The organism is Flectobacillus sp. BAB-3569 (genome assembly GCF_002270355.1).
In the GTDB taxonomy this organism is placed as follows: domain Bacteria; phylum Bacteroidota; class Bacteroidia; order Cytophagales; family Spirosomataceae; genus Flectobacillus; species Flectobacillus roseus.
Window position 1 is genome coordinate 380,305 of the sequence record NZ_NJFZ01000006.1, and the last position, 26,727, is coordinate 407,031.

Below are 26,727 nucleotides of genomic sequence, written 5' to 3' on the forward strand. Positions count from 1 at the left end.
ATAATTAATTATATCCCCAAAAAACAAATCGATTAACTCATGTCAAAAATCAAAGTAGGTGTCGTTGGTACAGGTTTTATTGGACCAGCTCACATCGAGGCCCTCAGAAGACTACCAAATGTAGAAGTTGTAGCACTTTGTGAAGTGAATATAGAATTGGCTACGGCTAAAGCTGCGCAATTAGGTATCGAACGTCCTTGTACATTCGATCAATTGTTAGCTATGGAAGATATCGCTTGTGTACATATCTGTACGCCAAACTTCTTGCACTATTCTCAATCAAAGGCCGCTTTGTTGGCAGGCAAACACGTTGTTTGTGAAAAACCTTTGGCAAAAGACTTGCATGAGGCTGAAGAATTAGTAGCACTTGCTAAAGAAACAGGTTTGGTAAATGCTGTTCACTTCAACTTACGTTATTATCCATTGGTACGCCAAATGAAAACAATGCGTGAGAAAGGTGATTTAGGCGAAATTTACTCAATCATTGGTTCATATCTACAAGACTGGTTGTTCTACAACACAGACTATAACTGGCGCTTGGAACCAGACAAATCTGGTGATTCGCGTGCAATTGCTGATATTGGCTCACACTTGATGGATATCATTGAGTATATCACTGGTTTGAAAACAGTGGAGGTAATGGCTGATTTTAATACAGTTCACAAAACTCGTAAGAAGCCATTAAAACCAGTAGAAACTTATTCTGGTAAAATGCTTCAACCAGAAGACTATGCTGATGTTGAAATCAACACAGAGGATACTGCTAACGTATTGTTACGTTTCGATAACGGAAATAAAGGCTTAGTAACAGTTTCTCAAGTTTCAGCGGGTCGCAAAAACCAATTGAAATTAGAAATCTCTGGTTCAAACAAAACATTTGCTTGGAACTCAGAAGCTCCAAACGAATTGTGGTTGGGTAACCGTGATGCTGCCAACCAAGTGCTGATGCGTGACCCATCGTTGGCGTATGCCGAAGCAAGAGATATTATGACATTCCCTGGTGGTCACAACGAAGGCTTCCCAGATACTTCAAAACAATTGTTTAAAGAAGTATACGCTGCGGTAGCGGCTGGCAAACAACCAGAAAATCCAACGTTCCCAACCTTTGCGGACGGTTACAGAGAATTACTTATCTGTGAAAGAATCCTAGACAGTCACAGAAGCCAAAGCTGGACGAAGGTATAGTGTTTAGTGAATGAGTGATTGGTGATTTAGTGAGTAAAAGAGAATGATGAACAAGGTGTATATTTGTTCATCATTCTCTTTTAAAATTGTGAATCAATTCAAATATGAAAATCAAGAGCGTTCAACTGAAAAACTTCAAACGATTTACGGATTTAAGGATAGAGAACATTCCCGAAGAAACTAAATTGGTTTTACTGATTGGAACAAATGGTTCTGGTAAGTCTTCTGTTTTTGATGGTTTTAGATATTCAACCTTTGTTGCTAATAGCAGTACAAAAAACGATGGGTTGCTAATCAAGCCAGAAACTATTAAGGAATATTACAGAAAACAGGTTGACGAGCCTACTGAATGTACTATTAACCTATATCATAACAAAGAAATACACAGATTAGAACAGTATCAATTAGAATCTCTTAATCCCGATGCTTTTGATTTACGTAAAAAATTTATTGGTAGAAGTAGTAGTAGAATTATTCCCAAAATCATCAATCAAGCGGATTTAGCAGAAATAAATAAGGATGCTGATGCTCCTGCATTGTATATTGACAATGATACTCGTTTCATCAACGATGTTTTCTCCTATATTCAACAAATCAATAAAGCATTAAGAGAACCTGCTTTTAGAGGAGAATCCGCCAATACATTTGAAATATTTCAGGAGTTCATAGCACCTCTGAATTCTTCATTAAGTACGATTTTTGGAGATGATACCGCACTATCGTTGAAAATTGTTGAATTTGAAGATGTATCTCCGTCGAAACCTGCCAAACTAATTTTCCAAAAAGGGAACTCTAAAATCAATTATGATTTACTAAGTCATGGAGAAAAGCAGGTAATTATACTTTTACTCAATTTTATTGTTAGGAAAAAACAATACGAAGATGCTATTATATACATCGACGAAATGGATTGTCACTTAAATACTTCTCTGCAAGAAACACTCCTAAAAGAAATTGTTGAAAAATGGATTCCTGATAGTTCGCAGTTATGGACGGCATCGCACGCACTAGGTTTTATTGACTATGCTCGAAAAACAGACAATGCGGTGATTTTAGACTTTGATTCTTTAAATTTTGATGCTCCTCAAACCATCGTGCCCCAATCGAAAGAGGTATTAGATGTGTATGATTTAGCGATACCTAAAAGCATTTTATCTCAATTATTTAGCGATAAAAAAATTGTTTTTTGCGAGAATAAAAATGATGAATACTACAATTTGATGGGGATAGATAAAACCTTATTTGTTGGAGTAAAAGATTCACGAGATGTGTTTTTACATATCAAAAATGATAAAACTAAATTTTCTCTTCGAGATAGAGATTTTCTTAGTGATAGTGAAATACAGATGATTCAAGAAAAATACCCTAATCATCGTATATTAAAGTATTATGATTTTGAAAACTATCTCTATCATCCTGACAATATTGCAGAGTTGGGTCTTGTAAATTTTGATAAAGATGAATATCAAGCAGAAATACTAAAGCAAAAACAAGATAAAATTCACTACATTTTACCTAAAGTAGAATCAGCACGAAAAACTTACGAAGAATTTAAAATAGATTTCAAACCTGAAAGCACCGATAAAATAGTGGATGATTTCATGAGTGATGAATTTGAACGTTTTTATAAGTTTTTTGATATGAAAGAACAGTTTAATCGTTCTTTTTTATCGCCATTTAATATAAAAATCAAGGATTTGTCAAGTACTCAATGGTTTAAGGAACAAATAGAAAAAATCACTCAATAATAACATGAAAACAATCAAAGGACCTGCTATATTTTTAGCACAATTTTTAGATAATGCTGAGCCATTCAACTCGCTTGATTCTATTACTTCTTGGGTAGCTGATTTAGGTTATAAAGGTGTACAGATTCCTACTTGGGATGCTCGTGCGATTGACTTGCAATTGGCTGCTGAGTCAAAAACGTATTGCGATGAATTGAAAGGTAAATTAGCCGATAAAGGTATCCAAATCACTGAATTGTCGACACACTTACAAGGACAGTTGGTAGCAGTAAACCCTGCTTACGACGTAATGTTCGATGGCTTTGCACCAGATTCAGTAAAAGGAAATCCAAAAGCTCGTACTGAATGGGCTGTGCAGCAGTTGAAATGGGCAGCAAAAGCTTCTCAAAACCTAGGTTTGAACGCTCACGCGACATTTTCGGGTGCCTTGATGTGGCATACAGTATATCCGTGGCCACAACGCCCTGCTGGTTTGGTAGAACAAGGCTTCACAGAATTGGCAAACCGTTGGTTACCTATCTTGAATGCTTTCGACGAAGCTGGTGTTGACCTTTGCTACGAAATCCACCCAGGTGAAGACTTACACGATGGTGTTACATTCGAAATGTTCTTAGAAAAAGTAGGAGGTCACAAACGTGCTAACTTGCTTTATGACCCATCTCACTTTGTATTGCAATGTCTTGACTACTTACAATACATCGATTTCTACCATGAGCGTATCAAAATGTTCCACGTAAAAGATGCGGAGTTTAATCCAACAGGTAAGCAAGGTGTATACGGTGGTTATCAGTCATGGGTAAATCGTGCTGGTCGATTCCGTTCATTAGGTGATGGACAGGTAGACTTTGGTTCGGTATTCTCAAAATTAACACAATATGGTTACGATGGTTGGGCTGTATTGGAATGGGAATGTGCTATCAAAGATCCAGTTCAAGGTGCAACAGAAGGAGCTCCATTTATTGATTCACACATTATCCAAGCAACGTCAAAAGTATTTGATGACTTTGCAGGTGGTGGTGCTGATATCGAATTGAATAAGAAGATTTTAGGAATTTAATTCCTCATGTTTAGCAGGCGAATGCATTCGCCTGCTTTTTTATTTATTATGCCTGCATAATCGTTTTAGAGAATACACTTCCTTTCATACCCATGCTTCTTGGATAATAGCTATTGAAAGCCTTTCTACACAAATTTTGAAAGAAGCACAGAGGTAGAAAATAAAAATCAAATATTTGATTAAGGAAAATCAGGTTGCTTTTAATAAGGAATTATCAAATTTTGTATATTTTTATTGTAAAATAATTAATGAAATGCAATTTTTATTGATAATTCAATAATTGAACCATGTGTATATGCAACTATTCCAATCCAACCAAGAAATCGAAACGCTAATCGAAAAATTCAATACTTGTAGCCTTCCCGCGGAGGCTTGGACGCACGAAGCGCATTTGGCTATGGGCGTTTGGTATTTGCGACAATACACGCTTACTCAGGCGATGTTATTGGTGCGTCAACGCATTATTTTGTTCAATAGCTCTGTTGGTGGCCCCGTAGGCTTTGAACGGGGGTATCACGAAACACTTACTTGGTTTTGGCTCAAGACGATTGAGACCTTTCTTAATGAGTATGGACGTGACAAAGCCCTATTAGATACCTGCAACGCATTTCTCGAAAGTCCACGTGCCGATCGTAATAGGGCTTTGTTATTTTATCAAAAAGAAGAAGTCATGTCTTTAGAAGCCAGAGCTATGTTGGTATATCCTACCAATACTTCCCACCCTTGGTAATAATCAGTTTGATACCTCTAAAAAGGATTTGAACATGTGCCCTAATGGCTCCAAACACACCAAAATGCTTTTGTAATACTTTATAACGGTCAATTAGTGAGCGTTTGAGCTGTTTGTTTGAAATTCCTCCTGTTAGATATTTGGCTACAACAAAATCCAAATAAACCACTTGTTGAGCTTTTTTGAGACAGGTTATTTCCCAATCTACATCAGCACTTAAGTTTTCTTGCCAATACACAGGTGCCACTCTTTTACTCGCAATAAAAGATTGATGACACACGAGCATTCCCAAATTCATATCTCGCCACTGTAGGTCTTTCGGTAACCTATGTGGAGTTATCACCGAACGCAATCCTTGAATTTCACCTTCATTATTCACAAAATAGGTATCCCCGTATAAAACATCCGTTTCTGGAGTAATTAGTTGATACATTTTTTCCACAACCGAAGGATCATTGATTTCATCTCCTGCGTTGACAAACCACACAAAATCGCCAGTTGCCATACGTTGTCCTTTATTCATGGCATCATATAAGCCTTTGTCGGGTTCCGAAACTAATAAGTCAACTCTCGAACGATACTTTTCCGCTATGGCAAGTGTACCATCTTTTGATTTGCCATCAATGATAATGTATTCAAAGTCTTGGCAGGTTTGTGCCAAAATACTTTTGATCGTTCGTTCCAAAAATGCCTCAGCATTGTAGGTTATGGTTATTATTGATATTTTTCTCACAATCAAAAAACGTATTAAAGAAGTGATTGATAAAGTGTTTCATAACGCTTAGCTACCACAGCCTCTGCATACTCGGATTCTACTTTTGAGCGAGCATTTTTACCTAAATCCTCATAGTTGGGATGTTGTAAAATATGTGCTATTCCCTTGGCTAAATCTTCCGCTGAAGGAGCCTTTGCCACATAGCCTGTTTGAAGATGTTCTATCATTTCGGGAATACCTCCTGTTTCAAATCCTACTACTGGCGTTCCACAAGCCATAGCTTCCATGATGGTGTTCGGAAGATTTTCTTCCAAAGAAGGAATCACAAATACATCCGCAGCGGCATAAGTAGTCGCTATTTTCGAAAGATCAGATAGGCGACCTAAAACATTTACTTTGCAGGGAATATTTCCAAAATCAGATTCTTGAGCTTGTCCCATCACCAATAATTCTACACTATCTTTTAACGAGGGATTTTGTGTTATTAAATGCTGAATTGCTTTTTCAAAATATTGAAAGCCTTTGCGCGCATCGCTGATTTTCATGGCAGCAAACAAGATATATTGCTTATCCTGTGCCAAATTAAGCTGTTGGCGAGCTTCTCGTTTATGTTGAGGATAAAAAAGCTTGGTATCTATCGGATTAGGAATCGAAATGACTTTTTTACCTTGTAATAAACTACTTTGTCGAGCTTTTTCAGCCAACCATTCGCTACAAGCCACGAGCGTTAAGTCCATTTGTTGGAATAATTCCTTTTTCCGAAGCCATACTTGATGCGATAGGTCATCGGAAGATGGTTTTCGCAAAAAGTGTTCACAATTGCCACAAGCTTGTTGATAACTTTCGCAAGTACCGCTATAATGGCAACCTCCTGTAAACGCCCACATATCATGCAACGTCCACACAAAGGGGCGATTGAGTTTGGCTAACTGGGTTAAGGATTGTACCGATAAAAAACCAAAATTTACCCAATGCAGGTGAAAAATTTCAGCGTCCTTCACAACAGACTCAGAGGTGACATCTATGCCTATTTTAGCTTGCGAAAACACAAAGCGAACTGCTTTAGATTTTTCGTAAAAAGCAAACTGATATCGGTCGGCTGCAAAGCGTGCCAAAGCAATTTTTTGTTGCACCCAATTATTGGCCACAGAATATACCTCTGGCGCTTTTCCTTTTTTGTCTTGTACAAGCATACGTGACTGCACACCATGACGCCCAAGCGCCTGATGTAATCGAGAAGCAGCAATCGAGGCTCCTCCAAAAGTATCAAATGTGCTAAAAATAGTTACCCTCACGAACGTTTACTTCTTTTGATATTAATAAACTGAAAAGAGAAATGACGAGGTAAAAAAATGTTTTTTACCCTTAAACAGTAAAACGGTTTACAAATATCCTTCGAGTTTATGTAAAAGCCTTAGCTATCCTGATATTTCTCTAAAAAGCACCCAAATGTCATGGTTTTGAGGGCTATTTTTGATTGCGAACAATGACAATCTATAGCAAACGGAATGATATTACCTTCTTTTTCTGACATTTATAAGTATTATCCAAAAAACATCAAAATAATACAAAAAATTATTGGATTTAAAGAAGTATAAATTATATTTATCCAATAATTTCTTGTACTATGCTAAAACATTAATTTCCTTTGTATAAAAATTCAATTCATAGTTTTTGCTTTTTGCTGTAATGAATTGAACTAAAATTCCCAACCATCTGTAGTTCAAAGGTATTGTATTAGTGATAAGCCTTGATAATCAGCTAGTCACATAATATTTACTAGGTAATGGAAATACGTGAGTATCAGTGCAAAAAGATGATTAAATAAGGCATTCAGCGATTGAAAATCTTTGATGTTTGTACCAATATGTAAACTTTCTCCTATCTAGCAAAGCCCAAAGTTAGCATCAACCTTGCAACGAAGTTGGACTGTATTTCATAATTAATATCTTAAACTAACACGTAATGTTCATTAACGCAATTGCAAGTTACCTGCCCGAACAAGTTGTTACGAATGCCTATTTTCAAGAACTCAATGGATTGACCGATGAATGGATTGTTGAGCGTACTGGAATTCGTGAGCGTCGCAAAGCATCGTCTGAGGAGAATACGCATACAATGGCATTGGAGGCAGCCAAAAAGATTACTGAAAGTTTACCTTACGACATTTCTGAAGTTGACCTAATTGTAGGTGCTACCTACACTCCACACGATAATATATTCACACTAGGCCACGCATTACAACACGCATTAAATATTTCTGAAATTCCAGTAGTAACCATTTCTTCTGCTTGTTCTTCATTACTCAATGCAATCGAAATAGTTCAGGGATATTTTGCTATGAACAAAGCCAGCAAGGCACTCGTAGTTGTTTCGGAGCATAACACCGCTTATAACAACGAAGACGATACCAAAGCTGGACACCTTTGGGGCGACGGCGCAGCAGTATTATCTATCTCTAAAGAAAAAGCGGGAGCGCAAAACTGGGAAATCAAAGATTTGATTACTGGTGGTGCTGCCAATGTAGGGAAGGCGTCTGAAGGTGTAACTCTTAAGCCACTTCACCGTGGTTTGATTATGCCTTATGGAAAGGATGTATTCATCAACGCTTGTACTTATATGCCAAAAGTAAGTAAGCAAGTAATGGAGAAAAATGGGTTGACTGTGGAGGATATCTCGTTTGTCATTCCTCACCAAGCCAACTATCGTATCACTAAAAACGTAGCTGGAACTTTGGGTGTTCCTGACGAAAAAATGATTTCAAATATCCATTATTTAGGCAACACAGGTTGTGCTGGCTGTGCTATTGCAATGGATGAAAATAAAGGCAAGTTCGAAAAAGGTAACAAAATCATCGTAACAGTATTTGGTGGTGGTTACTCTTATGGAGCTATGCTTGTTGAGATTTAAATTAAAAAATCGAAAAATATTTCAATTTTTTAAAGATTTCATGCAAAAATCAAAACCACTAAGTTGCTTAGTGGTTTTTTTATTGGACAAAAGAAAGACATATTACGGTTTTTGACCGAAATTATTAAATGGGGCTTCTCCTATTCAGAATAATTTTTATATTTGCTTTGATGTCAACCAAAAATTTTGCCTCAAAAATCTTATTGGCCTCAATTTTTAAACCAGATTATTCATTTCTAAATATTCTCAAATAGATAAAACTATGTCAACAGGTTTAGACGCTCTTACCAAGAAAAACATTGATACTTGGCTAACTGGTAACTATGATGAAGAAACAAAAGCTAAAATCCAGCAGTTGGTAGACGAAGGAAAAGAAACAGAACTTTCGGATTCGTTCTATAAATCGTTGGAGTTTGGTACTGGCGGTATGCGTGGAGAAATGGGTGTGGGTTCGAACCGTATGAATAAGTACACCGTAGGAGCTGCTACACAGGGTTTTTCAAACTATCTTAAACAAAGTCTTCCAGGCAAAGAAATCAAAGTTGCTATTGCTCACGATTCTCGTAACAATTCTCCTTTCTTTGCTCGTATTTGTGCTGATATTTTCTCGGCAAACGGAATTAAAGTATATCTTTTCTCGGCACTTCGTCCTACTCCAGAGTTATCATTTACGATACGCCATTTGGGTTGCGATGCAGGTTTGGTAATTACAGCATCTCACAACCCTCGTGAATACAACGGTTACAAAGCGTATTGGAACGATGGTTCACAAGTGGTTGCTCCTCACGATAAAAATATCGTAACAGAGGTGAATAACATCACTTCGGTAGACGATATCAACTTCAATGGCAACGAAGCGTTAATTACGTTTATTGGTGAAGAAGTAGATAAAGAATACTTAAAAACTATTCAGCATAATAGCATCAATCCAGACGTAATTGCTCGTCAGAAGGATTTAAAAATTGTATATTCTTCTATTCATGGTACAGGTATTACTTTGGTACCTCAGGCTTTGGCTTTGTTAGGTTTTGAAAATGTAAACGTGGTAGAAGCACAAGCCGAACCAAATGGAGACTTCCCAACGGTAGTATATCCAAACCCAGAAGAAACCGAAGCAATGACTTTGGCGGTAAACTTGGCTAAGGATATTGATGCAGACTTGGTAATTGCTACCGACCCAGATGCTGACCGTGTAGGTGCTGCCGTAAAAAATCCTCATGGCGAATGGGTATTGTTGAATGGTAACCAAATGGCTAGCTTAATTATCTATTATTTGTTGGGAGCTTGGGAAAAAGCTGGCAAACTTACAGGTAAAGAGTTTGTGGCTAAAACCATTGTAACTACTGAAATCATTGCAAAAATGTGTGCTAGCAAAGGTGTAAAATGCTACGATACTTTGACGGGCTTTAAATACATCGCTGCGGTAATTCGTGAGTTGGAAGGCAAAGAGCAATTCATCGGTGGTGGTGAAGAATCTTACGGTTATTTGATTGGTGATGCCGTTCGTGACAAAGATGCAGTAGCGTCTTGTGCGATGATTGCAGAATTGACAGCTTATGCAAAAGATAACGGTAAATCATTGTTTGATTTCTTGACAGAAATGTACCAAGAAAACAATTTCTACTACGAAGGCTTGATTTCTTTGACTAAAAAAGGAAAAGCTGGCGCTGAAGAAATTCAACAAATGATGGCTAATCTTCGTGCCAACTTGCCAACTTCTGTAGCTGGTTCGGAACCAGTAACGGTATTGGATTACAAAAACTTAACGTCAAAAGATCTTAAAACAGGCGAAATCACTGCAATTCCTGAAGGTTTGGGTATGGAGTCATCTAACGTAATTCAGTTGATTTTGGCAGATGGTTCAAAAGTTTCGGCACGTCCATCAGGAACAGAACCAAAAATCAAATTCTACGTTTCGGTAAATGCGCCATTAGCAAATCCTGCTGACTTTGACGATACACTGGCAGCCCTAAAAGCGAAGGTTTCAGCAATTCAAGAAGATTTAGGATTGAAATAATGATATAAGTTAGTACGCAAAATAAAGCTTAAGATTGTGCTTTAAGCTTTCAGGTATCGGCTTTCGGCGGTGGGCTATGACAAAAATACATGTCCGTGGTCGTTAAAACATTTTAACACTCTTTGCCTTGTGCCTGTTGCATTGTCCCTAAAACACAAAACTTAAACGATTACTTAAGTTACTTTCGGTAAAAAGCGATGTTATCTTCATTGGTAACATCGCTTTTTTTTGACCATTTACTCATTAAATCATTCACTTTTTCAAGAATTATTCAGTAATTAGCGCTAGAAGTTACTGCCAAACTTTTGGTTTGAATATCGTTTTTACTCTTTAAACTTATCCATCGTCGTTATTCGCCCTGAGTTCTACGGGCTTCAAATGTTGTTTTATTTTATTAAAACCCATAAAACATTCATTTAAGTTTTATTCTAAACATTTCAAAATCATGAAAAAATTAAAGTTTTCAGCCCTTCTTTTTGCTCTTGTAGTATTGGTTAGCTTTTCTTCGCAAGCACAAACATTCAAGCGTGGTGACAAAATTTTGAATGCGGGTATTGGATTGCTACATTTTGGTGCGTACGCAAATGCTGAGTTCGCAATTGAGGACAATATTGGTATTGGTCCAATGGTAGGTTATACTTATTATAATTCGGGTTTTTTGACAGGTTATTCGGGAGATTATAGCTACGGGCAATTTAGAGTAGGTGCTAGAGGCGCATATCACTTGGGGGATGTACTTAATCTAGGCGATGACTCCATCGACCCTTATGTAGCAGTAGGAGCAGGCTTACTCTTCGATCGTAACAATTATACTTACAATACAAATACGGGTAATGTTACGTATGGAACAAGGACAACGATATTTATTAATCCACGAGCTGGCGCTCGTTTTCCATTGAGCAATAATCTTTCAGGTTTTGGAGAGGTGGGTTGGGGTGCCTCGTGGGTAACAGCAGGTGTCTCTTTTGGATTTTAGTATTTTCAACTATAGCTAAAGGTTAAAAGCCAAGTTTACTTTCATTTATATTAAGAAGAAAGTAAATTTGGCTTTTATTATATCTCGACTATGAATCAAAAAAATCGTTTTTATCTAGTTTTAGGCTTACTGTCGGTTATGTCGTTAGCCTTTTCTTTTTCTGCAAATACCGTTAAGAAAATCAGTATGATAATGGTTGCTCGTTCTAATAAAAACGGAAAAACCGCCACCATCAAATCAGAAATCGCTTATCAGGTAGCAGGAGGGAAGATGGTCAGTCACTTCACCCAACCCAATAATCAGTACATTATCAACAATGCCAAAGGTGAGGTAAGTATTTATGACCCTGCTAAGAATACCGTTATTCAACAAGTAAATTATATTTTTAGTACAGAAACTACGCAGTTTTATTATTTCTTGAATAATCAAAAATCTGATTTGGGTTTAAGAAATATGGGCTTTACCAATAAGGCGACCAAATTTGAGAAAAACCTCATGATTAGTACTTGGATAGCGCCTGCTAAATTGAGTAAAAGTATTCGTTCGGTAGAATTGGTACATAATGGTGGAAATCCAATCTATACCAAATATATTGACGGAGAAGGTAAGGTGATGAAAAAGGTATATTATTATAATTTCCAGAAAGTAGGGGATATCGAATTTCCTTTAGCAGTAACACAAATTGACTTTTTTACGGCAAAAGATTCAGTTATTACCAAAACTTCCTACGCTGAGGTGAAAATTAATGAGGCTATCAATAATGAACTTCTCAACTTTACGATACCACTCAATGCCAAAGCACTTAAATAAGCTATTTTTCTTGGTATTAGGGCTTCTTATTGGCAATTCTCTTAAAGCACAGAGTTTAGATACAGACTTACAGCTTTTAGAGAAAAAAGAACAAGCCGAGCAAATACAAGCATCTACCATTGCAGGGAAGAAAGGTTTTCACCCTATTTCTTTTGTAATGAATGGTACTTTGACCTTTTATCAGAAAGTTATTTCTCCGCAATTTTCGGCCAATTGTCTCTACGAACTATCCTGTTCACGCTTTAGTCGGGAGGCTATTCGTATGTATGGACCGCTCAAAGGAGTAGCGCTTAGTGCTGACCGTTTGGCACGCTGTAACCGCATTAGTGGTACTACTATCAATCCTTTCAGGGTAAATGAGCAAGGCAAAGTCATAGACTCGCCTCAAATGTACAAGTAAGCGAACACTGTATTTTATCCCACTATGTCTGATAAGCTCTATATCCGATTTTGCTTTTGTCTTGGCTTATTGCTTTGCTCTAAATCGGGTATTTCTCAAATCACGAAAGATAGCCTCTTTTTACAACATTTGATTGGGAAAGAGCAATATCATGATGCAATTACCTTTACCAATCAACTTGAACGAAAATACCCTATCTCAACACAAGCCCAATTACAATTGGCTTACCAGAAAGGATTTGCCTTCTATTCGCTCAAACAGCTCGATTCGGCAAGTGTCTACTTCGCTAAAGTTTCTTCAGAAAGTCCCTTTTTCTCAAAATCTCAATTTTGGGCAGGATTATCAGATAGTTATTTGAGAGATTTTACAAAAGCAGAAAAATACTTTAAAGCAATTGATTCAAAGGATAGTCTTAATCGTTCTTTACAAACCTTTGAACTTGCAGGGTTGGCACTTTTACAAAGAAATCAGCAACGTTTTGACTCTTTGTACAAGCATCTCGATCCCAATCTTTATGCTTTACAAAAACAACAAGCCAATTATTTGCTTTACCGAGATGATATTTTGAAACAACAAAAAAAATCAGGTTTCAAGGCAGGGCTATTATCTGCCATTATTCCAGGAGCAGGCAAGATTTATGCAGGTGGACAATTAGGACAAGGAATTTCTGCCTTTTTACAAAATACCATTCTTGGTTTACAGGCCTACGAAGGCTTGCGTAAAGATGGCGTTTCGAGTCCTCGGTTTATTATTTACGGAAGCTTATTTAGCCTTTTTTATATCGGGAATATTTGGGGAAGTGCTTTAAGTGTCAAAATAAAAAGACAAGAATTTAATGAAAAAATCGACGAGCAAATTCTATTTGATATGCATATTCCTTTGCGTACCCTTTTTAATTAAGGCGCAAAATAGCAATACAATTGTATCAAAAGCCGATAGTTTGTTTCGTCAGCAACAATATGACGAAGCTATGTTGGGCTATGAACAGGCTTTTTTTGAACTCAGCGAATGGCCTGATTCAAGTCTTAGTGCAAAGCAAGTACAAGACATGAAAAATGCTTTTTTACTGAAAAAACTCTATTGCCAAAAAGCGGCACAAAAGTTTACGATGGCACTACAAACCAGTCAACGCTTTGATTTCAGTAACCTCGACGATAAAGAACAAATACCACTTCGATACGAAACGGTAGTGTGTAGTTTTTTGGCAGGACTTTATGATGACTGCTTTAATAATATCCAGCAGTTTAAGTATTTCGTGAAAGATAGTACTCAGCATACGCCAACCTTGCTTTGGGAGATACTCTCACTTACCCAACTAGCACGTTATGATGAAGCAAAAGTGCTTATTCCAGCTTATAATCAAGCTTTTCATACACAAATTAATGCAGAGGAGTTATTTGCTTTTGCCCAAAAACCAAAATTTAGAAGTATCAGAAAAGCCGAAGCTTTGGCAACTTTTGTACCATGTGCAGGAATGATTTATGCTGGCAATACGACTCAGGGAATTGTTTCGCTGGTGTTACAGCTTGGAACGCTCGGTTATGGTGCTTATAGTATCGTCAATGGCTATTACTTTACAGGTATATTCACAGGATTGGGACTTTTTCAAGCCTTTTATTTTGGTGGGGTTCGTAGGAGTGCCTATTTGGCTGAACAGAAGAATATAGCGTTAAAAAATCAGTATTATCAGCAAGTGAAAAAAGGACTTTTAGTAAATAGGAAATAGTAGTAAAAGAAAAAGCTGAAGGAGCATCCTTCAGCTTTTATTATTTTTGAATCATCAGATTCTTATTTTCCTCCCCACATAAAGAATTTAGGGTTGTCAACGTATTTGCCAATACCTTCGTCTTGTACCAAAGCGATTAACAATACTACCCAGTCAACAAATGCTACGATACCGCAACCACCCAAAGTAAGGATATAACCTACTCCAGTCAATGTAGCTGTACCCATGTAGAAACGGTGGATACCCAAACCGCCTAAAAATGTTGATAAAATGAATGCTACAACAGGGTCTTTGCTTGCTGCAACAGAACTAGCTGGCATAGACGCTGAAGCTGCCAACATATTGTTTTGAGTAGAAACTTCAGCATTTGAAGTAGGAGTAAGGTAGTTAACCTCTACACCTTCATTCAAAGTTGTTTCGATAGCAGCGTCATCTACAAAATACTCAGACGATGATGAAGCAAATGACTTAGTGCATACAGAAGCAAAAAGCATTGCTGATAAAATAATAGATTTTTTCATAATTAAGAAAGCTTTGTAATTGAACGATAATTAATAAAGCACTGCAATATATAGATAAATTCTCAAGAAAAATCAAAGAATTATCATCTCTGAATAAACGGTAAAATAATTGTTTTTAAAGAAAGACTAACATCAATGATTTTCAGGGCTTTAAAAAATTAAAATACAATTTTATTCGTAAATAAGCAAGCGTACATACTCATAGTTTATTTTGCATTAATATAAAAAGGCTCAAATTAACTTTTGCATTTGCCTAAATTAATCTGAGCCTTTTTGTTGAAAATCTAATATATATTTTATGCTTCAGCAGCCAACTTAAATTCTGAAGTAAAGTGGAACTGAATATCAGGGTTATTCTGGATATTCATTCTCAAAATCCAATCAGATTCGGCTAAGAATACATAATTACCATCTTTATCTGTAGCAATTTGTTGTCCTTTCAAACGCACAAACTCTGCTAATTTTTTAGGGTCTTCAGAGGTAATCCAACATGCTTTAGCGATGTCACGATGATCGAAGCGACATTTTGCTCCATATTCATGTTCCAAACGATATTGAATTACTTCATATTGGAGTTCTCCTACGGTACCAACAATTTTACGATTACCCAAATGAGACTGCGTAAATAACTGCGCTACCCCTTCATCTGTCAACTGCTCAATCCCTTTTTCCAATTGCTTGGCTTTCATTGGGTCGAGGTTGATAAGTTCTTTAAAGATTTCAGGAGAAAAACTTGGAATACCTTGGTAAAACATGCTTTCACCTTCTGTAAGTGTATCGCCAATCTTAAAGTTACCTGTATCATATAAACCCACTACGTCGCCAGGGAAGCCTTCGTCGATGACTTCCTTATCTTGCGCCATAAAGTTGTAAGGGTTGTTGAAACGCACGTTTTTGTCTAAACGCACATGCTTATAAAACTTATTACGCTCAAATACACCCGAACAAATACGCAAGAACGCAATTCTATCACGGTGTTTAGGATCTAAGTTTGCGTGGATTTTGAAGATAAAACCAGAGAATTTTTTCTCATCTGGTTCTACAATACGTGTATCTGTTTGACGCTTCTGAGTCGATGGCGCGATTTGAGTAAATGTATCCAACAATTCTTGTACGCCAAAGTTATTAACAGCTGAACCAAAAAACACAGGAGCTACCTCTCCCGATAAATATGCAGCACGGTCGAAGTCGTTATAAACACCTTCGATAAGTTCGACATCTTCACGAAGCTGATTGGCATCACGTTCGCCAACGCGTTTGTCTAGTTCCTCAGACCAAATATCTACAGAAACAACTTCTTTTTCAATTTTGGTTTTGTTGGCACTAAACAAGTTCAATGACTTCTCGTAAAGGTTATATACCCCTTTAAAGTTAGCCCCAATATTGATAGGCCATGTCAAAGGACGAACTTTGATACCGAGTTTTTGTTCTAACTCATCTAGTAGGTCAAAAGCATATTGACCTTCACGGTCCATTTTATTGATGAAAATGATTACTGGCGTATTGCGCATACGACATACTTCCATCAATTTTTCAGTTTGTTCCTCAACCCCTTTCACACAGTCGATTACCAAGATTACAGAGTCTACCGCCGTAAGCGTACGGTAAGTATCTTCGGCAAAGTCTTTGTGACCTGGTGTATCGAGGATATTGATTTTTACATCATTATATTCAAAAGTCATTACCGAGGTTGCCACAGAGATACCTCTTTGGCGCTCGATTTCCATAAAATCGGAGGTTGCACCCTTTTTGATTTTATTTGATTTTACAGCCCCCGCTGTTTGGATAGCTCCCCCGAACAAAAGTAATTTTTCGGTAAGCGTAGTTTTACCCGCATCGGGGTGGGAAATGATACCGAATGTACGGCGTTTTTGTATTTCTTCTTGTAACGTTGCCATATTTAATAATCGACTGTCAAAATCGAAATGCAAAATTACAGATAAAAAAACAAAACCCACAGGTTTTTTGGGATTGAGTGCTTTGAATTTGAGTGAATTAAACGTCTTACTAAAATCAAAAGGCTCTAACAAATCAATGTTAGAGCCTTTTGAGTATATATAGAATCAAGCTCGAAGCTTAATTTTTATACCTACTTTTCATTCAAGTTACTGTTTGGTTTACCGTACAAGAAGTAAACAACCAAACCGATTAGCAACCATCCGAATGCTAGTTTTTGAGCCAAACCATCCAAGTTGAAAATCAAGAAAAGGTTTGTTAAGATACCAAGTGGAGCAACGATTTTCAAGGCTGGAGCTTTGAAGTCACGCTCTAAGTTAGGCTCTTTGTAACGCAATAATAATACTGCCAAACATACCATAGCAAAAGCAAACAAAGTACCGAATGAACACATATCGCTCAATACACCAATTGGAGTAAACGCAGATACAACTGATACTAAGAAACCTACCAAGATAGTACTTTTCCAAGGAGTACGGAAAGTTGGGTGAACCTGACGGAAGAAGTTTGGCAACAAACCATCTTTAGCCATACCTAAGAATACACGTGTTTGACCTAACATCATTACCAACATTACCGAAATCAAACCAGCCGTTGCAGCAGCAGTGATAATAAATACCGCCCAAGGTTGACCTACTTTGTCGAATGCGTAAGCTACAGGCGCTTTCAAAGCATCACCTACGATGTCTTTGTAGTTAATCATACCTGTCAATACCAACGAAACTAAGATATAAAGGATTGTACAAATTACCAATGAAGCGATAATGGCAAAAGGCATATCTTTCTTAGGATTGATTGCTTCACCAGCTTGTGTAGATACAGCATCAAAACCAATATAAGCAAAGAAGATAGCCGCAGCACCACTCGCAATACCACCCCAACCATAAGCTTCTTTCATAGAACCATCAGCGTGTTCTACCAATTCAGGAGCAGGGATAAATGGAGTCCAGTTAGCAGTATTTACAAAAAAGGCACCTACAATGATTACGAACAAAATCGCAGCCACTTTCAAGATTACAATAATGTTATTTGCACTGGCAGCTTCTTTGATACCTTTTACCAAAATATAAGTTACTACCCAAGTAATAATGAAAGCAGGTAGGTTTACACCCCAACCTACGTGTTCAAGCCCAGCAGACTTTGCGTAAGTTGCAGCAGAGAATGGGTCATTTTTTAAGTAATAAGGAATTTCGATACCAAATAAGTGGAGTAGCTTATTGAAGTACCCGGACCAACTCACGGCTACAGTCATTGCACCCATGGCATATTCTAACACAAGTCCCCAACCAATAATCCAAGCAAAGAATTCACCGATTGTACCATAAGCGTAGGCATAAGCTGAGCCTTCTACTGGAAGTAGAGCTGCAAACTCAGCATAGCAAAGAGCTGCAAAAATACAGCCGATACCTGCTAATACGAATGATAATGCCAAAGCCGGGCCAGCATGATAGTGAGCGCCTGTACCAGTTAATACGAAGATACCTCCACCGATAATCGCACCGATACCAATAGCAGTCAAACTCCATTTACCAAGGACGCGCTTCAGCTCACTGTTTTTAATATCTGCCTCGTAAGCTGACATAGGCTTTTTGCGCCAAATACTGTTACTCATAAAGAAAAGGTTTTAGTTTATTTTATTGTGATTGAAGGTAATTACAGAACAGAATTGTATAAACTGTGTTTCAAGATAGTTAATATTTTGTCGTGAAACAAAAAAAGACCTCATAGCTTTTGGGTGCTATGAGGTCTTTGAGAGTAATTACTTAGAAGGGTTTGCAGCTGGCGCTACAGCTTTCTTCTTTCCTGTTCCAAGGTCAATAACGATTGGAGCAGCTACGAAGATAGATGAGTATGCACCAAATACTACCCCGATAAACATCGCAAATGAGAAACCACGCAAGATTTCACCACCAAAGAACAACAATACTGATACTACTAAGAATACCGTCGTAGCTGTCATTACAGTACGGCTCATTGTATGGTTAATAGACGTGTTGATAGTTTTGATAATCAACTCTTTGTCTGACAAGTCTGCGTTAAGACCGATTTCTTCACGGATACGGTCAAATACTACCACAGTATCGTTGATAGAGTAACCAATAACAGTTAATATCGCAGCGATAAAGATTTGGTCAACTTCCAAATCCAATCCGAAAATACGAACGATACCTACCATACCCAATACAACTAGAGTATCGTGAATCAAGGCAATGATACTACCCAATGAGTATTGCCATTTACGGAAACGAATCAAGATATATATAAAGATAGCAATTAAGGCATAACCAATAGATACAAATGACTGTGTTAAAATATCATCAGCGATAGTTGCACCTACTTTAGACTCTGAAACCACTACAGGTTTTGCATCTGCAAATTGTTGTAACCCTTTTTCTAAAGCAGTACGAACTTTTTGGTTAGCTGTAGCTGATTCATCTTCTACCAAATAAGAAGTTGTAACTTTCATCTTAGTTGGACCGTTGAATGTTTTTACTTCAACACCTTTTTCTTCGAAATCATCTTTCAATGCTTCTTTGATGTTTGTTGCATCAACAGGCTTCGTAAATTCTACAACATAAGAACGGCCACCTTTGAAGTCAACACCCAAATTGAAACCGCCTTGTGCAATCAATACTACGATACCTACGGCAATTAAGCTCCATGAGAACCAGTAAGAGTATTTACGTTTGCCAATAAAGTCGAAATTCATACCTTTGAATAGGTCTTTCGAGATAAATGTTTCGAATGTAACCTCTTTCTCCTTACCCGCAGCAATTTTACGTTGTACCATCCAGTCAACTAATACGTGTGATACAAATACTGCTGTAAATACTGAAGTAATCAAACCAATACAAAGCGTTACACCAAAGCCTTTTACAGAACCCGATCCAAAGATAATCAAGATTACACCAATCAAGAATGTAGTTACGTTACCATCTAGGATAGCAGAAAGAGCTTTATCATAGCCTAATCTTACGGCATCTAACAATCCAACACCACGGTGTAATTCTTCACGAATACGTTCGTTAATCAATACGTTGGCATCGACAGCCATACCCAATGTCAATACAACCCCTGCAATACCTGGTAATGTCAATGCTGATTGCATTTGTACTAATACTCCTGCAATAAAGAATACGTTGAACAATAAGGCAGCGTTAGCCATCCATCCAGGGTTGCCATAATAACCAATCATAAATACAATCACTAAAATCAAACCAACAGCCATTGACAAATAACCTTGGTTGATGGCTTCCTGACCCAATGATGGACCAATGAAGGCGTCTTCAACGATACGAGTTGGAGCTGGCAATTTACCTGCTTTCAATACGTTTGCTAAGTCTTTTGCTTCTTCTACAGTGAATGAACCAGAGATAGATGAACGACCGTTAGGAATTTCACCATTAATTACTGGAGCAGAATATACATAGTTATCTAATACGATTGCTACACGTTTACCAATGCTAGCAGCTGTTAAGTTTTTCCAAATACGAGCACCAGTACCGTTCATTACCATTGTCACTTCAGGACGTTGGTTTTGATCGTAGTCGTTTGTAGCATCTACAATTACATCACCTTCCAAAGGAGCTGGTTGATTTTCAGTTTTCTTGATTGCTTCCAATTGGATAATTTCGTCACCAGTTGTCGATGGAATACCTTTAGCATACCATACAAAAGTCAAGTTTGATGGGAACATCATTTTAACCTCTGGACGACGGAACAATTCGTTTACTCGAGCTGTGTCTTTGCGCATTACACCCCAGTTTCTTCCTTGGTTGTCCAAAGGCAAGAATAATTTTGTCAATGCAGCACCTGCTGTAGTATCAGCTTTAGCAGTATCTTTCTTAGCAGCCTTTGGAGCCGACAACTGACTTGCCAAACCTCCTTTTGTAGTATCTGTAGAAGTCGTTGCAGTAGCTACTGTAGCTTTGTTTGCTTTTGACTCAGCAGCTAAATACTCGCCTAGCGTGTTCAAACCTTGTCCCCATTCGTTGATTTCAGCAACCTCAACAAACTCCAATTTAGCAGCACCTGCCAATAATTTACGAGCACGCTCAGGGTTGTCTACGCCTGGTAATTCTACTTGAATACGGTTTGTTCCTGGCAAACGTTGAATGTTAGGGTTAGCTACACCGAATTTGTCAATACGAGCTTGAATAATTTTGTAAACGCGATCTACCGCACCATCAATTTCTGAGTTAACCACTTTCTTTACTTGAGCATCAGTAGAACCTGAGTTCAATTTATCGCGGTTAATTGAGTTGGCAAAAATCGTAGCCAAACGTTGATTTGGAGCAACTTTAGCAAATTCTTCGAAGAAAATCTCATTGAAAGGCTTAGTCGAAGTTGCTTGTAATTTTGAAGCGTTTTCTAATGCTTTTTCAAAATTCGGGTCGTTGCTTTTTCCAGATAATGCACGTAGAATTTCCACAGGAGAAACTTCCAATACCGCACTGAAACCACCTTCCAAGTCAAGACCTTTGTGAAGAGCATAAGTAGTTACATCTTGCAATGTGAAGCCCAAATAAACTGGTTGCTTCCACAATGAATCGATATAACGAGTTTTTTTAGCTGGGTCGAGTTTACCATCTTTCGATGTTGCATACGCAATTGCATCTTCACGAACCGCATTAGCCTTCCATGTAAACGAAAGGAAGAACAAACATAGGGCTGAAATAATACCAGTCAGCCACACAATGGCACCTTTGTAACGCATTTGTTTTTAGTTATTTGAAAAATGAATGTGAATTACTTGTGTGTAACAGTTGCCTATTACAAGAATGGAAAAGGGTTTGGTAAGGGTGGAGTAAATGTTAAGCCTGAAGCTTGGGGAAATTGTGATACAAATGACCAATAAATTGCCCATGAAGCCTATGTCGTTAGACTTTCAATCATTTAAACCAAGAAAAAATGGAATCAGGGAGCATTGGTAGCAATAAAATGCTCAAACAGAATTTCGTAAAGAATATTAGGAGAAGTAACCTTCAATTGCTGACCCAGAGCATGAACCGCCACAGGAATCGCAACGCTAGGAATTGAAAAAACAAAGTCGCTAACAGTATCAAAACTAATACTTGGACTAGCGTGCATTACTGATAACTCACTAACCGAACATTCAGGAGTAGCTCCTTTTTGCTTTTTAGACTGCTCAGTTTTCGCTTTTTTTACACCAGAATAGTGTACCTGTGATGCCGAAAATGTTTTACCAAATACGGTAAACATCAGCATCAAGCACACAAAAAAAGTGCTGAATAAACGCGATATGTGAGATGTTTTTTTCATTGTTGAACACAAAAGTAGCAAGTTTTATAGAAGTATCGCAAACTTTACACCAAATTTTACGTCTGTATAAAAAGAGACTTACCCAATTTTCTTGGGATTTTTATAATAATTTAGAGGTATTGCTTACAAAAAATTTCAAAAGTACAATTGAATAATTTTCTTACTTTTGGGGCATAAAACAATCTGTATCTAGCATGTTTAATTATTTAGAACCAACTTATATCAAAAACTTCATTCAAAATGCTTTGACTGAAGACGTCGGTGATGGCGACCATACTTCGCTCTCGACTGTACCGCATGATGCCATTGGACGTGCCAGATTATTGGTAAAAGATAAAGGGATTTTGGCTGGTGTCGAACTCGCCAAAATGATTTTTGCAGAAGTTGATCCTGAGCTTCAGGTTACAACTATCCTCGAAGATGGTACCGCCATCGACCGTGGACAAATCGTATTAACCGTAGAGGGTCGTTCGCAGTCGATATTGAAGGCTGAGCGCTTGGTACTCAATTGTATGCAACGTATGTCGGGTATTGCTACCTACACACGCTCGATGGTTAATTTGATTGAGGGAACTAATACCAAGTTATTAGATACCCGTAAAACAACGCCTAATTTTAGACTTTGTGAAAAATGGGCTTGTAAAATAGGAGGTGCCGTAAATCATCGCTACGCTCTTTTTGATATGATTTTAATCAAGGATAATCACGTAGATTATGCGGGAGGCATTGCCAATGCGATTCGTCAGGCAAATGAATATTTAGTACAAACAGGAAAAAATCTTCAAATTGAAATTGAAGTACGTAACCTCGATGAACTACAACAAGTTTTAGCGATTGGTCAAGTTAATAGAATCATGTTGGATAACTTCAGTTTTGAAAACCTTCGTGAGGCTGTTCGCTTAATCGATGGCAAATACTTAACTGAGGCTTCAGGAGGTATCAACGAAACTACCATTCGCCAATATGCCGAATGTGGCGTAGATTATATTTCGAGTGGCGCATTGACACACCAAATCAAAAGCTTAGATTTAAGCTTGAAAGCGTACTAAGGAATAATGAAGAATTGTGAGTTGTGAATGTTTTCAGCGATTGTGGATTTGGGATTGCTGATTTCGGAAAAAATAGAAAAAGGCATTCATTTTCATAAAAGTAGCTAAAGATGCATGTCTCAACTTCGCTTGGTATAGCTCACAACTCTATAATACTGGGTAGCATGAAAAATAAAGTATAGTATTTATCGGTTGGATTCTTCCGATTATGAATAGATACTAGGTTAACAAATAACCTACTTTCATCTATCTATCAAAGTCCGATATAATTTTTAACTAGACAACAATTCACCGATTAATAAAGATGAACTTACTAGACGAAGTAAATAAAGTAGGCTATGTGAGCCGTTCGGTACCTTTTAAGGGAACTGACTTGAAAGAAGAAATTTTAAAACTCAAAAAAGAAAAAAATGCTGTAATCTTGGCGCACTACTATGTAGATGCTGAAATTCAAGATTTGGCTGACTTTTTGGGAGATAGCCTTGCATTGGCACAAGCAGCCGAAAAAACAGATGCCGACATGATTGTATTTTGTGGTGTGCATTTTATGGGTGAGACAGCCAAAATTTTGAACCCTAACAAAAAAGTCGTTATCCCCGATTTTAATGCAGGTTGTTCATTAGCAGATTCTGCTCCAAAAGAAGAATTCGCTGCTTTCAAGGCGCAATATCCTGAAGCTGTTGTGGTAAGTTATATCAACTGTACAGCTGACGTAAAAGCCATGACGGATATTATTTGTACTTCGTCGAACGCCCTTAAAGTAGTTGAATCAATTCCAGCTGATAAGCAAATTATTTTTGCGCCAGATGCCAACTTGGGAAGATATGTAGCGAAAAAAACAGGTCGTGACCTTATTCTTTGGGATGGTGCTTGTATTGTTCACATCGATATTTCTTTAGAGAAATTGAAAAAAGTAAAGGAGGAAAATCCTAATGCTTTACTAATTGCTCACCCAGAATGTAAAGAAGTGATTCTTTCTCAAGCTGATTTTGTAGGCTCAACTACTGCTCTTTTGAATTTTGTAAAAGATTCAGATTGCCAAGAATTTATCGTAGCTACCGAAGCAGGTATTTTACATAAAATGAAGGAGTCTGTTCCAAACAAAAAGATTATTCCAGCCCCTGCCAACGAGAAAAACACTTGCGCATGCTCAGAATGTCCATATATGAAAATGAATACCTTGGAAAAACTCTACAACGCGATGTTTTATGAGTTACCAGAAATTCAGGTAGCAGAAGACGTTCGTGAACCAGCACTTAAGGCTTTGAAAGCTATGTTGGATATTAGTAAATAGAAATACTTTAGGACTTAGTCTATATAAGAATAGGGGCGCAGATGTGTCTCTATTCTTGTATAGACTAATATGGATTATGCCGTTGGAATTTGTAGATTTATCTGATTACTGGACAAAATTGAATATACTAGTTCAAGACTTAGTCTTGGACTCATTCTTTAACAGTTTGAAACTGTTTTTATAAAATTCAGTGAAAAGTATAAAAACCTGAATCACACTTTCTCGTTTTATCCAGTAATCAACAGATTTCTATAAATACCACACAATTCTAAGAACTCTTTCAACAAATCACGACTTTTCAACCCCTAACCCCACTTTGTGCCTCTGTGCCTTTGCCACTAAATACCTCCCTCTTCATTAAATAATCATTAACAATATTATCTAGCTATTACGCTTTAGGAATCTTGGGGCAACTTTGTGCTGATTTTCAAATTCCCTTTTGATATGTTGTCTATAAAACTGCACGCCAAATTTCTGCTAGTCCTTTGGGCTTTGGGTATTGTACTTCACGGTTCTGCTCAAACCCTCGATAAAGATACTTTTTACAGCGAAATACCTCATCCAGATACCAAACTACTGAAGCTAAAAGCCCAATACAACTCGGCAGTTGAAAAACAACAAATGCTCGAGGCTGGGCTTTATCTGCAACAAATGGGACAATTATGTTTTCATTTTGGGCATTATCCTCAAGCTTTGGAACTTCATTTACAAGCTAATAAGGTGTTGAAAAGCCAACAAAAGCCCCTTTTATTGGCTGATAACCTTTGCGACTTGGGACTTTTGTATTATTACTTGCGCAATTCCAATGCGGCTCTGCAACAGTATCAGGAAGCTTTACAGATTTTTCAAAAACAAAAAGAACCAAGCGGTATTGCTAAAACCTATGGCCGTTTGGGACATTTGTATGAAAAGCAAGGGAAATATCCTTTGGCACTTGACTTTCAGCGTAAAGCTATTAATGAATATCAAAAAGCTGGTAATCAGAGTGGTATTGCCAAAATTTATGAAAACCTAGGAAGTATTTTTGAAGATTTATCTCGGTATGACTCAGCCTATTTCTATTTCAACAAAGCCCTATCTGTCAACGAAGTAGCCAAAGATGAACTATCCCAAATAGAAGTTATCAACAACTTAGGAGATGTATTGCGCAAAACGGGAAAAACCCAAGAGGGACTTAATTATTCGAGAAAAGCGCTATTGCTTTCGCAAGAGCTTAAAGAAAAATATCAAGAAGCTAGTGCCTACAGAGATATATCGAGAGCCTTGCACGATTTAGGACGTAACGATAGCGCCTATTACTATCTTGAACTGAGTCGTAAAATGACCATGGATATTTACTCCGAAAAAAGTATGCAGCAAATGGCTGTGCTACAAGTGATGTATGATATTGCCAAAAAAATGCCGAAATCGAACGTCTCGACCATGCTACCAAAACCAATCAAATAGTGGGTATCGCTGTAGCTGTGGTATTAGTTTTGTTAGGAAGTTTGGGCTTTGTGATTATGAGTCGCCAACGAATGAAAATTGCCAATGAACTACGCCTTAATCAACAAAATCAAAAGGTGTCAGAAACCGAGCAGGCGTTGATGCAAGCGGCTTTGCGTAATCAGCAATTGGAGGAAGAGTACCTGAAAAATCAACTCGAGATAAAAACTCAAGAATTGAGCGCACACACTTTGCACGTCATTCAAAAAATCAGCTTTTGCAAAAACTGTATTTGCGTTTGGAAGAAACCCTTAAAGATGACCGAAAAAATGTTTCGAAAAATCTGAAACAAATCATGCAGGAAATCCATCAAAGTTTTACCCACGATCACGATTGGGAACACTTCCGTCATGTGTTCGAACAAGTACACCAAAGATTTTTAGAAAAACTAAAATCTCATACCGAACAACTTACCTCCAACGATATTCGCTTGATTGCTTTACTCAAAATGAATCTTAATTCTGCCGAAATTGCCTCCTTATTAGGTGTATCACAAGATAGCTTGCGAGTGCTCAGATACCGTCTTCGCAAGAAACTCAATTTGGCTCAAGGAGAGAATCTTTCTTCCTTTATTCAGTCTTTATAATTCAGAAACGTAACGTTAACAATTTGATAATGTAACGTTTTTAAAATGAAAATATGTTGATTATCAGTTTATTAGTGGCTTTTAATTCACGCTGTTGCTTTTTTGTTAACGCTCATTGTAACGCTGTTTCCTTTTTGTAACGGCACAAATTTGCAAATCAAAATAGACTTGTCGCACCTTTGTCACAGCAAAAACAACGAGGCTCTCGATGCTCATCAGTATTCAAGGTAGGTCTCAATCGACAATTATGTGCAAATATTTTATAATGCTTTGGTGTTG

The 26,727-nt window shown here is 37.5% G+C and carries 23 protein-coding genes; 16 read left to right on the forward strand and 7 right to left on the reverse strand.

Annotation, left to right across the window (positions count from 1 at the left end; all coding sequences use genetic code 11):
• Positions 1-39: 39 nt before the first annotated feature.
• The 4 genes from BWI92_RS07445 to BWI92_RS07460 all read left to right on the forward strand — a co-directional run bounded on the left by BWI92_RS07445 (position 40) and on the right by BWI92_RS07460 (position 4,720).
• Positions 40-1,185, forward strand: coding sequence for a Gfo/Idh/MocA family protein (locus BWI92_RS07445; protein ID WP_095161481.1), 1,146 nt, complete (start codon positions 40-42; stop codon positions 1,183-1,185).
• Positions 1,186-1,289: 104 nt separating this feature from the next.
• Positions 1,290-2,933 (forward strand): AAA family ATPase, encoded by a 1,644-nt coding sequence (locus BWI92_RS07450; RefSeq protein ID WP_095161482.1) that lies wholly within the window; start codon positions 1,290-1,292, stop codon positions 2,931-2,933.
• Between the two features lie 4 nt (positions 2,934-2,937).
• On the forward strand, positions 2,938-3,990 hold the full coding sequence (locus BWI92_RS07455) for a sugar phosphate isomerase/epimerase (protein ID WP_095161483.1): 1,053 nt from the start codon (positions 2,938-2,940) through the stop codon (positions 3,988-3,990).
• Between the two features lie 295 nt (positions 3,991-4,285).
• The gene (locus BWI92_RS07460) at positions 4,286-4,720 is read left to right on the forward strand and encodes a hypothetical protein (protein WP_095161484.1); all 435 of its coding nucleotides are present in this window, start codon (positions 4,286-4,288) and stop codon (positions 4,718-4,720) included.
• On the opposite strand, the gene BWI92_RS07465 is transcribed toward BWI92_RS07460, so the two are convergent.
• Together BWI92_RS07465 and BWI92_RS07470 are read right to left on the reverse strand one after the other, a co-directional pair.
• Complete coding sequence (locus BWI92_RS07465) at positions 4,695-5,453, reverse strand: glycosyltransferase family 2 protein (protein WP_095161675.1); 759 nt, start codon at positions 5,451-5,453, stop codon at positions 4,695-4,697. The genes BWI92_RS07460 and BWI92_RS07465 overlap by 26 nt on opposite strands.
• 14 nt (positions 5,454-5,467) lie before the next feature.
• Positions 5,468-6,730 carry a glycosyltransferase family 4 protein gene (locus BWI92_RS07470; RefSeq protein ID WP_095161485.1) on the reverse strand — a complete coding sequence of 421 codons (1,263 nt, stop codon included), beginning with the start codon at positions 6,728-6,730 and terminating at the stop codon, positions 5,468-5,470.
• Positions 6,731-7,400: 670 nt separating this feature from the next.
• Here BWI92_RS07470 and BWI92_RS07475 point away from each other — a divergent pair.
• From BWI92_RS07475 to BWI92_RS07505, 7 genes are all read left to right on the forward strand, one after another.
• Positions 7,401-8,345, forward strand: coding sequence for a 3-oxoacyl-ACP synthase III family protein (locus BWI92_RS07475; protein WP_095161486.1), 945 nt, complete (start codon positions 7,401-7,403; stop codon positions 8,343-8,345).
• A gap of 262 nt (positions 8,346-8,607) precedes the next feature.
• Positions 8,608-10,362, forward strand: a complete 1,755-nt coding sequence (locus BWI92_RS07480; protein ID WP_095161487.1) for a phospho-sugar mutase — start codon at positions 8,608-8,610, stop codon at positions 10,360-10,362.
• Positions 10,363-10,807: 445 nt separating this feature from the next.
• On the forward strand, positions 10,808-11,338 hold the full coding sequence (locus BWI92_RS07485) for a hypothetical protein (protein ID WP_095161488.1): 531 nt from the start codon (positions 10,808-10,810) through the stop codon (positions 11,336-11,338).
• Between the two features lie 90 nt (positions 11,339-11,428).
• The gene (locus BWI92_RS07490) at positions 11,429-12,148 is read left to right on the forward strand and encodes a hypothetical protein (protein WP_095161489.1); all 720 of its coding nucleotides are present in this window, start codon (positions 11,429-11,431) and stop codon (positions 12,146-12,148) included.
• A complete protein-coding gene (gene yidD / locus BWI92_RS07495; RefSeq protein WP_166579448.1) occupies positions 12,129-12,548 on the forward strand; it encodes a membrane protein insertion efficiency factor YidD in 420 nt (139 codons plus the stop codon). Before BWI92_RS07490 ends, yidD begins: the two co-directional genes overlap by 20 nt.
• 24 nt (positions 12,549-12,572) lie before the next feature.
• Positions 12,573-13,448, forward strand: coding sequence for a tol-pal system YbgF family protein (locus BWI92_RS07500; protein WP_095161491.1), 876 nt, complete (start codon positions 12,573-12,575; stop codon positions 13,446-13,448).
• Entirely contained in the window at positions 13,384-14,274 is an 891-nt protein-coding gene (locus BWI92_RS07505) for a hypothetical protein (RefSeq protein ID WP_141234711.1), read from the forward strand. Before BWI92_RS07500 ends, BWI92_RS07505 begins: the two co-directional genes overlap by 65 nt.
• Positions 14,275-14,336: 62 nt before the next feature.
• Here the strand turns inward: BWI92_RS07505 and BWI92_RS07510 are convergent, their stop codons facing one another.
• The 5 genes from BWI92_RS07510 to BWI92_RS07530 form a co-directional block, all read right to left on the reverse strand.
• Positions 14,337-14,795, reverse strand: a complete 459-nt coding sequence (locus BWI92_RS07510; RefSeq protein ID WP_229362776.1) for a TM2 domain-containing protein — start codon at positions 14,793-14,795, stop codon at positions 14,337-14,339.
• A 296-nt stretch (positions 14,796-15,091) separates the two neighbouring features.
• A complete protein-coding gene (locus BWI92_RS07515; RefSeq protein ID WP_095161678.1) occupies positions 15,092-16,693 on the reverse strand; it encodes a peptide chain release factor 3 in 1,602 nt (533 codons plus the stop codon).
• Between the two features lie 191 nt (positions 16,694-16,884).
• Positions 16,885-18,363 carry an APC family permease gene (locus BWI92_RS07520; RefSeq protein ID WP_095161493.1) on the reverse strand — a complete coding sequence of 493 codons (1,479 nt, stop codon included), beginning with the start codon at positions 18,361-18,363 and terminating at the stop codon, positions 16,885-16,887.
• A 147-nt stretch (positions 18,364-18,510) separates the two neighbouring features.
• Positions 18,511-21,468 (reverse strand): protein translocase subunit SecDF, encoded by a 2,958-nt coding sequence (gene secDF, locus BWI92_RS07525; RefSeq protein ID WP_095161494.1) that lies wholly within the window; start codon positions 21,466-21,468, stop codon positions 18,511-18,513.
• A 200-nt stretch (positions 21,469-21,668) separates the two neighbouring features.
• The gene (locus BWI92_RS07530) at positions 21,669-22,034 is read right to left on the reverse strand and encodes a hypothetical protein (protein WP_095161496.1); all 366 of its coding nucleotides are present in this window, start codon (positions 22,032-22,034) and stop codon (positions 21,669-21,671) included.
• 194 nt (positions 22,035-22,228) lie between these two features.
• Here BWI92_RS07530 and nadC point away from each other — a divergent pair, with 194 nt between their 5' ends.
• The 5 genes from nadC (at position 22,229) to BWI92_RS07555 (ending at position 26,448) form a co-directional block, all read left to right on the forward strand.
• Positions 22,229-23,083 carry a carboxylating nicotinate-nucleotide diphosphorylase gene (nadC, locus tag BWI92_RS07535; protein WP_095161498.1) on the forward strand — a complete coding sequence of 285 codons (855 nt, stop codon included), beginning with the start codon at positions 22,229-22,231 and terminating at the stop codon, positions 23,081-23,083.
• A gap of 304 nt (positions 23,084-23,387) precedes the next feature.
• Entirely contained in the window at positions 23,388-24,377 is a 990-nt protein-coding gene (nadA, locus tag BWI92_RS07540; protein WP_095161500.1) for a quinolinate synthase NadA, read from the forward strand.
• Positions 24,378-24,821: 444 nt separating this feature from the next.
• Positions 24,822-25,823 (forward strand): tetratricopeptide repeat protein, encoded by a 1,002-nt coding sequence (locus BWI92_RS07545; protein ID WP_095161502.1) that lies wholly within the window; start codon positions 24,822-24,824, stop codon positions 25,821-25,823.
• Positions 25,823-26,149: a hypothetical protein gene (locus BWI92_RS07550; RefSeq protein WP_095161504.1), complete on the forward strand. Its 327-nt coding sequence runs from the start codon at positions 25,823-25,825 to the stop codon at positions 26,147-26,149. The genes BWI92_RS07545 and BWI92_RS07550 overlap by 1 nt, the downstream gene beginning before the upstream one ends.
• Entirely contained in the window at positions 26,101-26,448 is a 348-nt protein-coding gene (locus tag BWI92_RS07555; RefSeq protein WP_141234712.1) for a hypothetical protein, read from the forward strand. Before BWI92_RS07550 ends, BWI92_RS07555 begins: the two co-directional genes overlap by 49 nt.
• Positions 26,449-26,727 lie beyond the last annotated feature (279 nt).

What these genes read in the sequence shown, in the direction of transcription:
- nadC (WP_095161498.1), top strand. Translation starts at nt 22,229, where the DNA reads ATGTTTAATTATTTAGAACCAACTTATATCAAAAACTTCATTCAAAAT.
- BWI92_RS07500 (WP_095161491.1), top strand. Translation starts at nt 12,573, where the DNA reads ATGTCTGATAAGCTCTATATCCGATTTTGCTTTTGTCTTGGCTTATTG.
- BWI92_RS07530 (WP_095161496.1), bottom strand. Translation starts at nt 22,034, where the DNA reads ATGAAAAAAACATCTCACATATCGCGTTTATTCAGCACTTTTTTTGTG.
- yidD (WP_166579448.1), top strand. Translation starts at nt 12,129, where the DNA reads ATGCCAAAGCACTTAAATAAGCTATTTTTCTTGGTATTAGGGCTTCTT.
- BWI92_RS07445 (WP_095161481.1), top strand. Translation starts at nt 40, where the DNA reads ATGTCAAAAATCAAAGTAGGTGTCGTTGGTACAGGTTTTATTGGACCA.
- BWI92_RS07485 (WP_095161488.1), top strand. Translation starts at nt 10,808, where the DNA reads ATGAAAAAATTAAAGTTTTCAGCCCTTCTTTTTGCTCTTGTAGTATTG.
- BWI92_RS07510 (WP_229362776.1), bottom strand. Translation starts at nt 14,795, where the DNA reads ATGAAAAAATCTATTATTTTATCAGCAATGCTTTTTGCTTCTGTATGC.
- BWI92_RS07545 (WP_095161502.1), top strand. Translation starts at nt 24,822, where the DNA reads ATGTTGTCTATAAAACTGCACGCCAAATTTCTGCTAGTCCTTTGGGCT.
- BWI92_RS07515 (WP_095161678.1), bottom strand. Translation starts at nt 16,693, where the DNA reads ATGGCAACGTTACAAGAAGAAATACAAAAACGCCGTACATTCGGTATC.
- BWI92_RS07480 (WP_095161487.1), top strand. Translation starts at nt 8,608, where the DNA reads ATGTCAACAGGTTTAGACGCTCTTACCAAGAAAAACATTGATACTTGG.
- BWI92_RS07455 (WP_095161483.1), top strand. Translation starts at nt 2,938, where the DNA reads ATGAAAACAATCAAAGGACCTGCTATATTTTTAGCACAATTTTTAGAT.
- BWI92_RS07475 (WP_095161486.1), top strand. Translation starts at nt 7,401, where the DNA reads ATGTTCATTAACGCAATTGCAAGTTACCTGCCCGAACAAGTTGTTACG.
- BWI92_RS07520 (WP_095161493.1), bottom strand. Translation starts at nt 18,363, where the DNA reads ATGAGTAACAGTATTTGGCGCAAAAAGCCTATGTCAGCTTACGAGGCA.
- nadA (WP_095161500.1), top strand. Translation starts at nt 23,388, where the DNA reads ATGAACTTACTAGACGAAGTAAATAAAGTAGGCTATGTGAGCCGTTCG.
- secDF (WP_095161494.1), bottom strand. Translation starts at nt 21,468, where the DNA reads ATGCGTTACAAAGGTGCCATTGTGTGGCTGACTGGTATTATTTCAGCC.
- BWI92_RS07460 (WP_095161484.1), top strand. Translation starts at nt 4,286, where the DNA reads ATGCAACTATTCCAATCCAACCAAGAAATCGAAACGCTAATCGAAAAA.
- BWI92_RS07490 (WP_095161489.1), top strand. Translation starts at nt 11,429, where the DNA reads ATGAATCAAAAAAATCGTTTTTATCTAGTTTTAGGCTTACTGTCGGTT.
- BWI92_RS07505 (WP_141234711.1), top strand. Translation starts at nt 13,384, where the DNA reads ATGAAAAAATCGACGAGCAAATTCTATTTGATATGCATATTCCTTTGC.
- BWI92_RS07450 (WP_095161482.1), top strand. Translation starts at nt 1,290, where the DNA reads ATGAAAATCAAGAGCGTTCAACTGAAAAACTTCAAACGATTTACGGAT.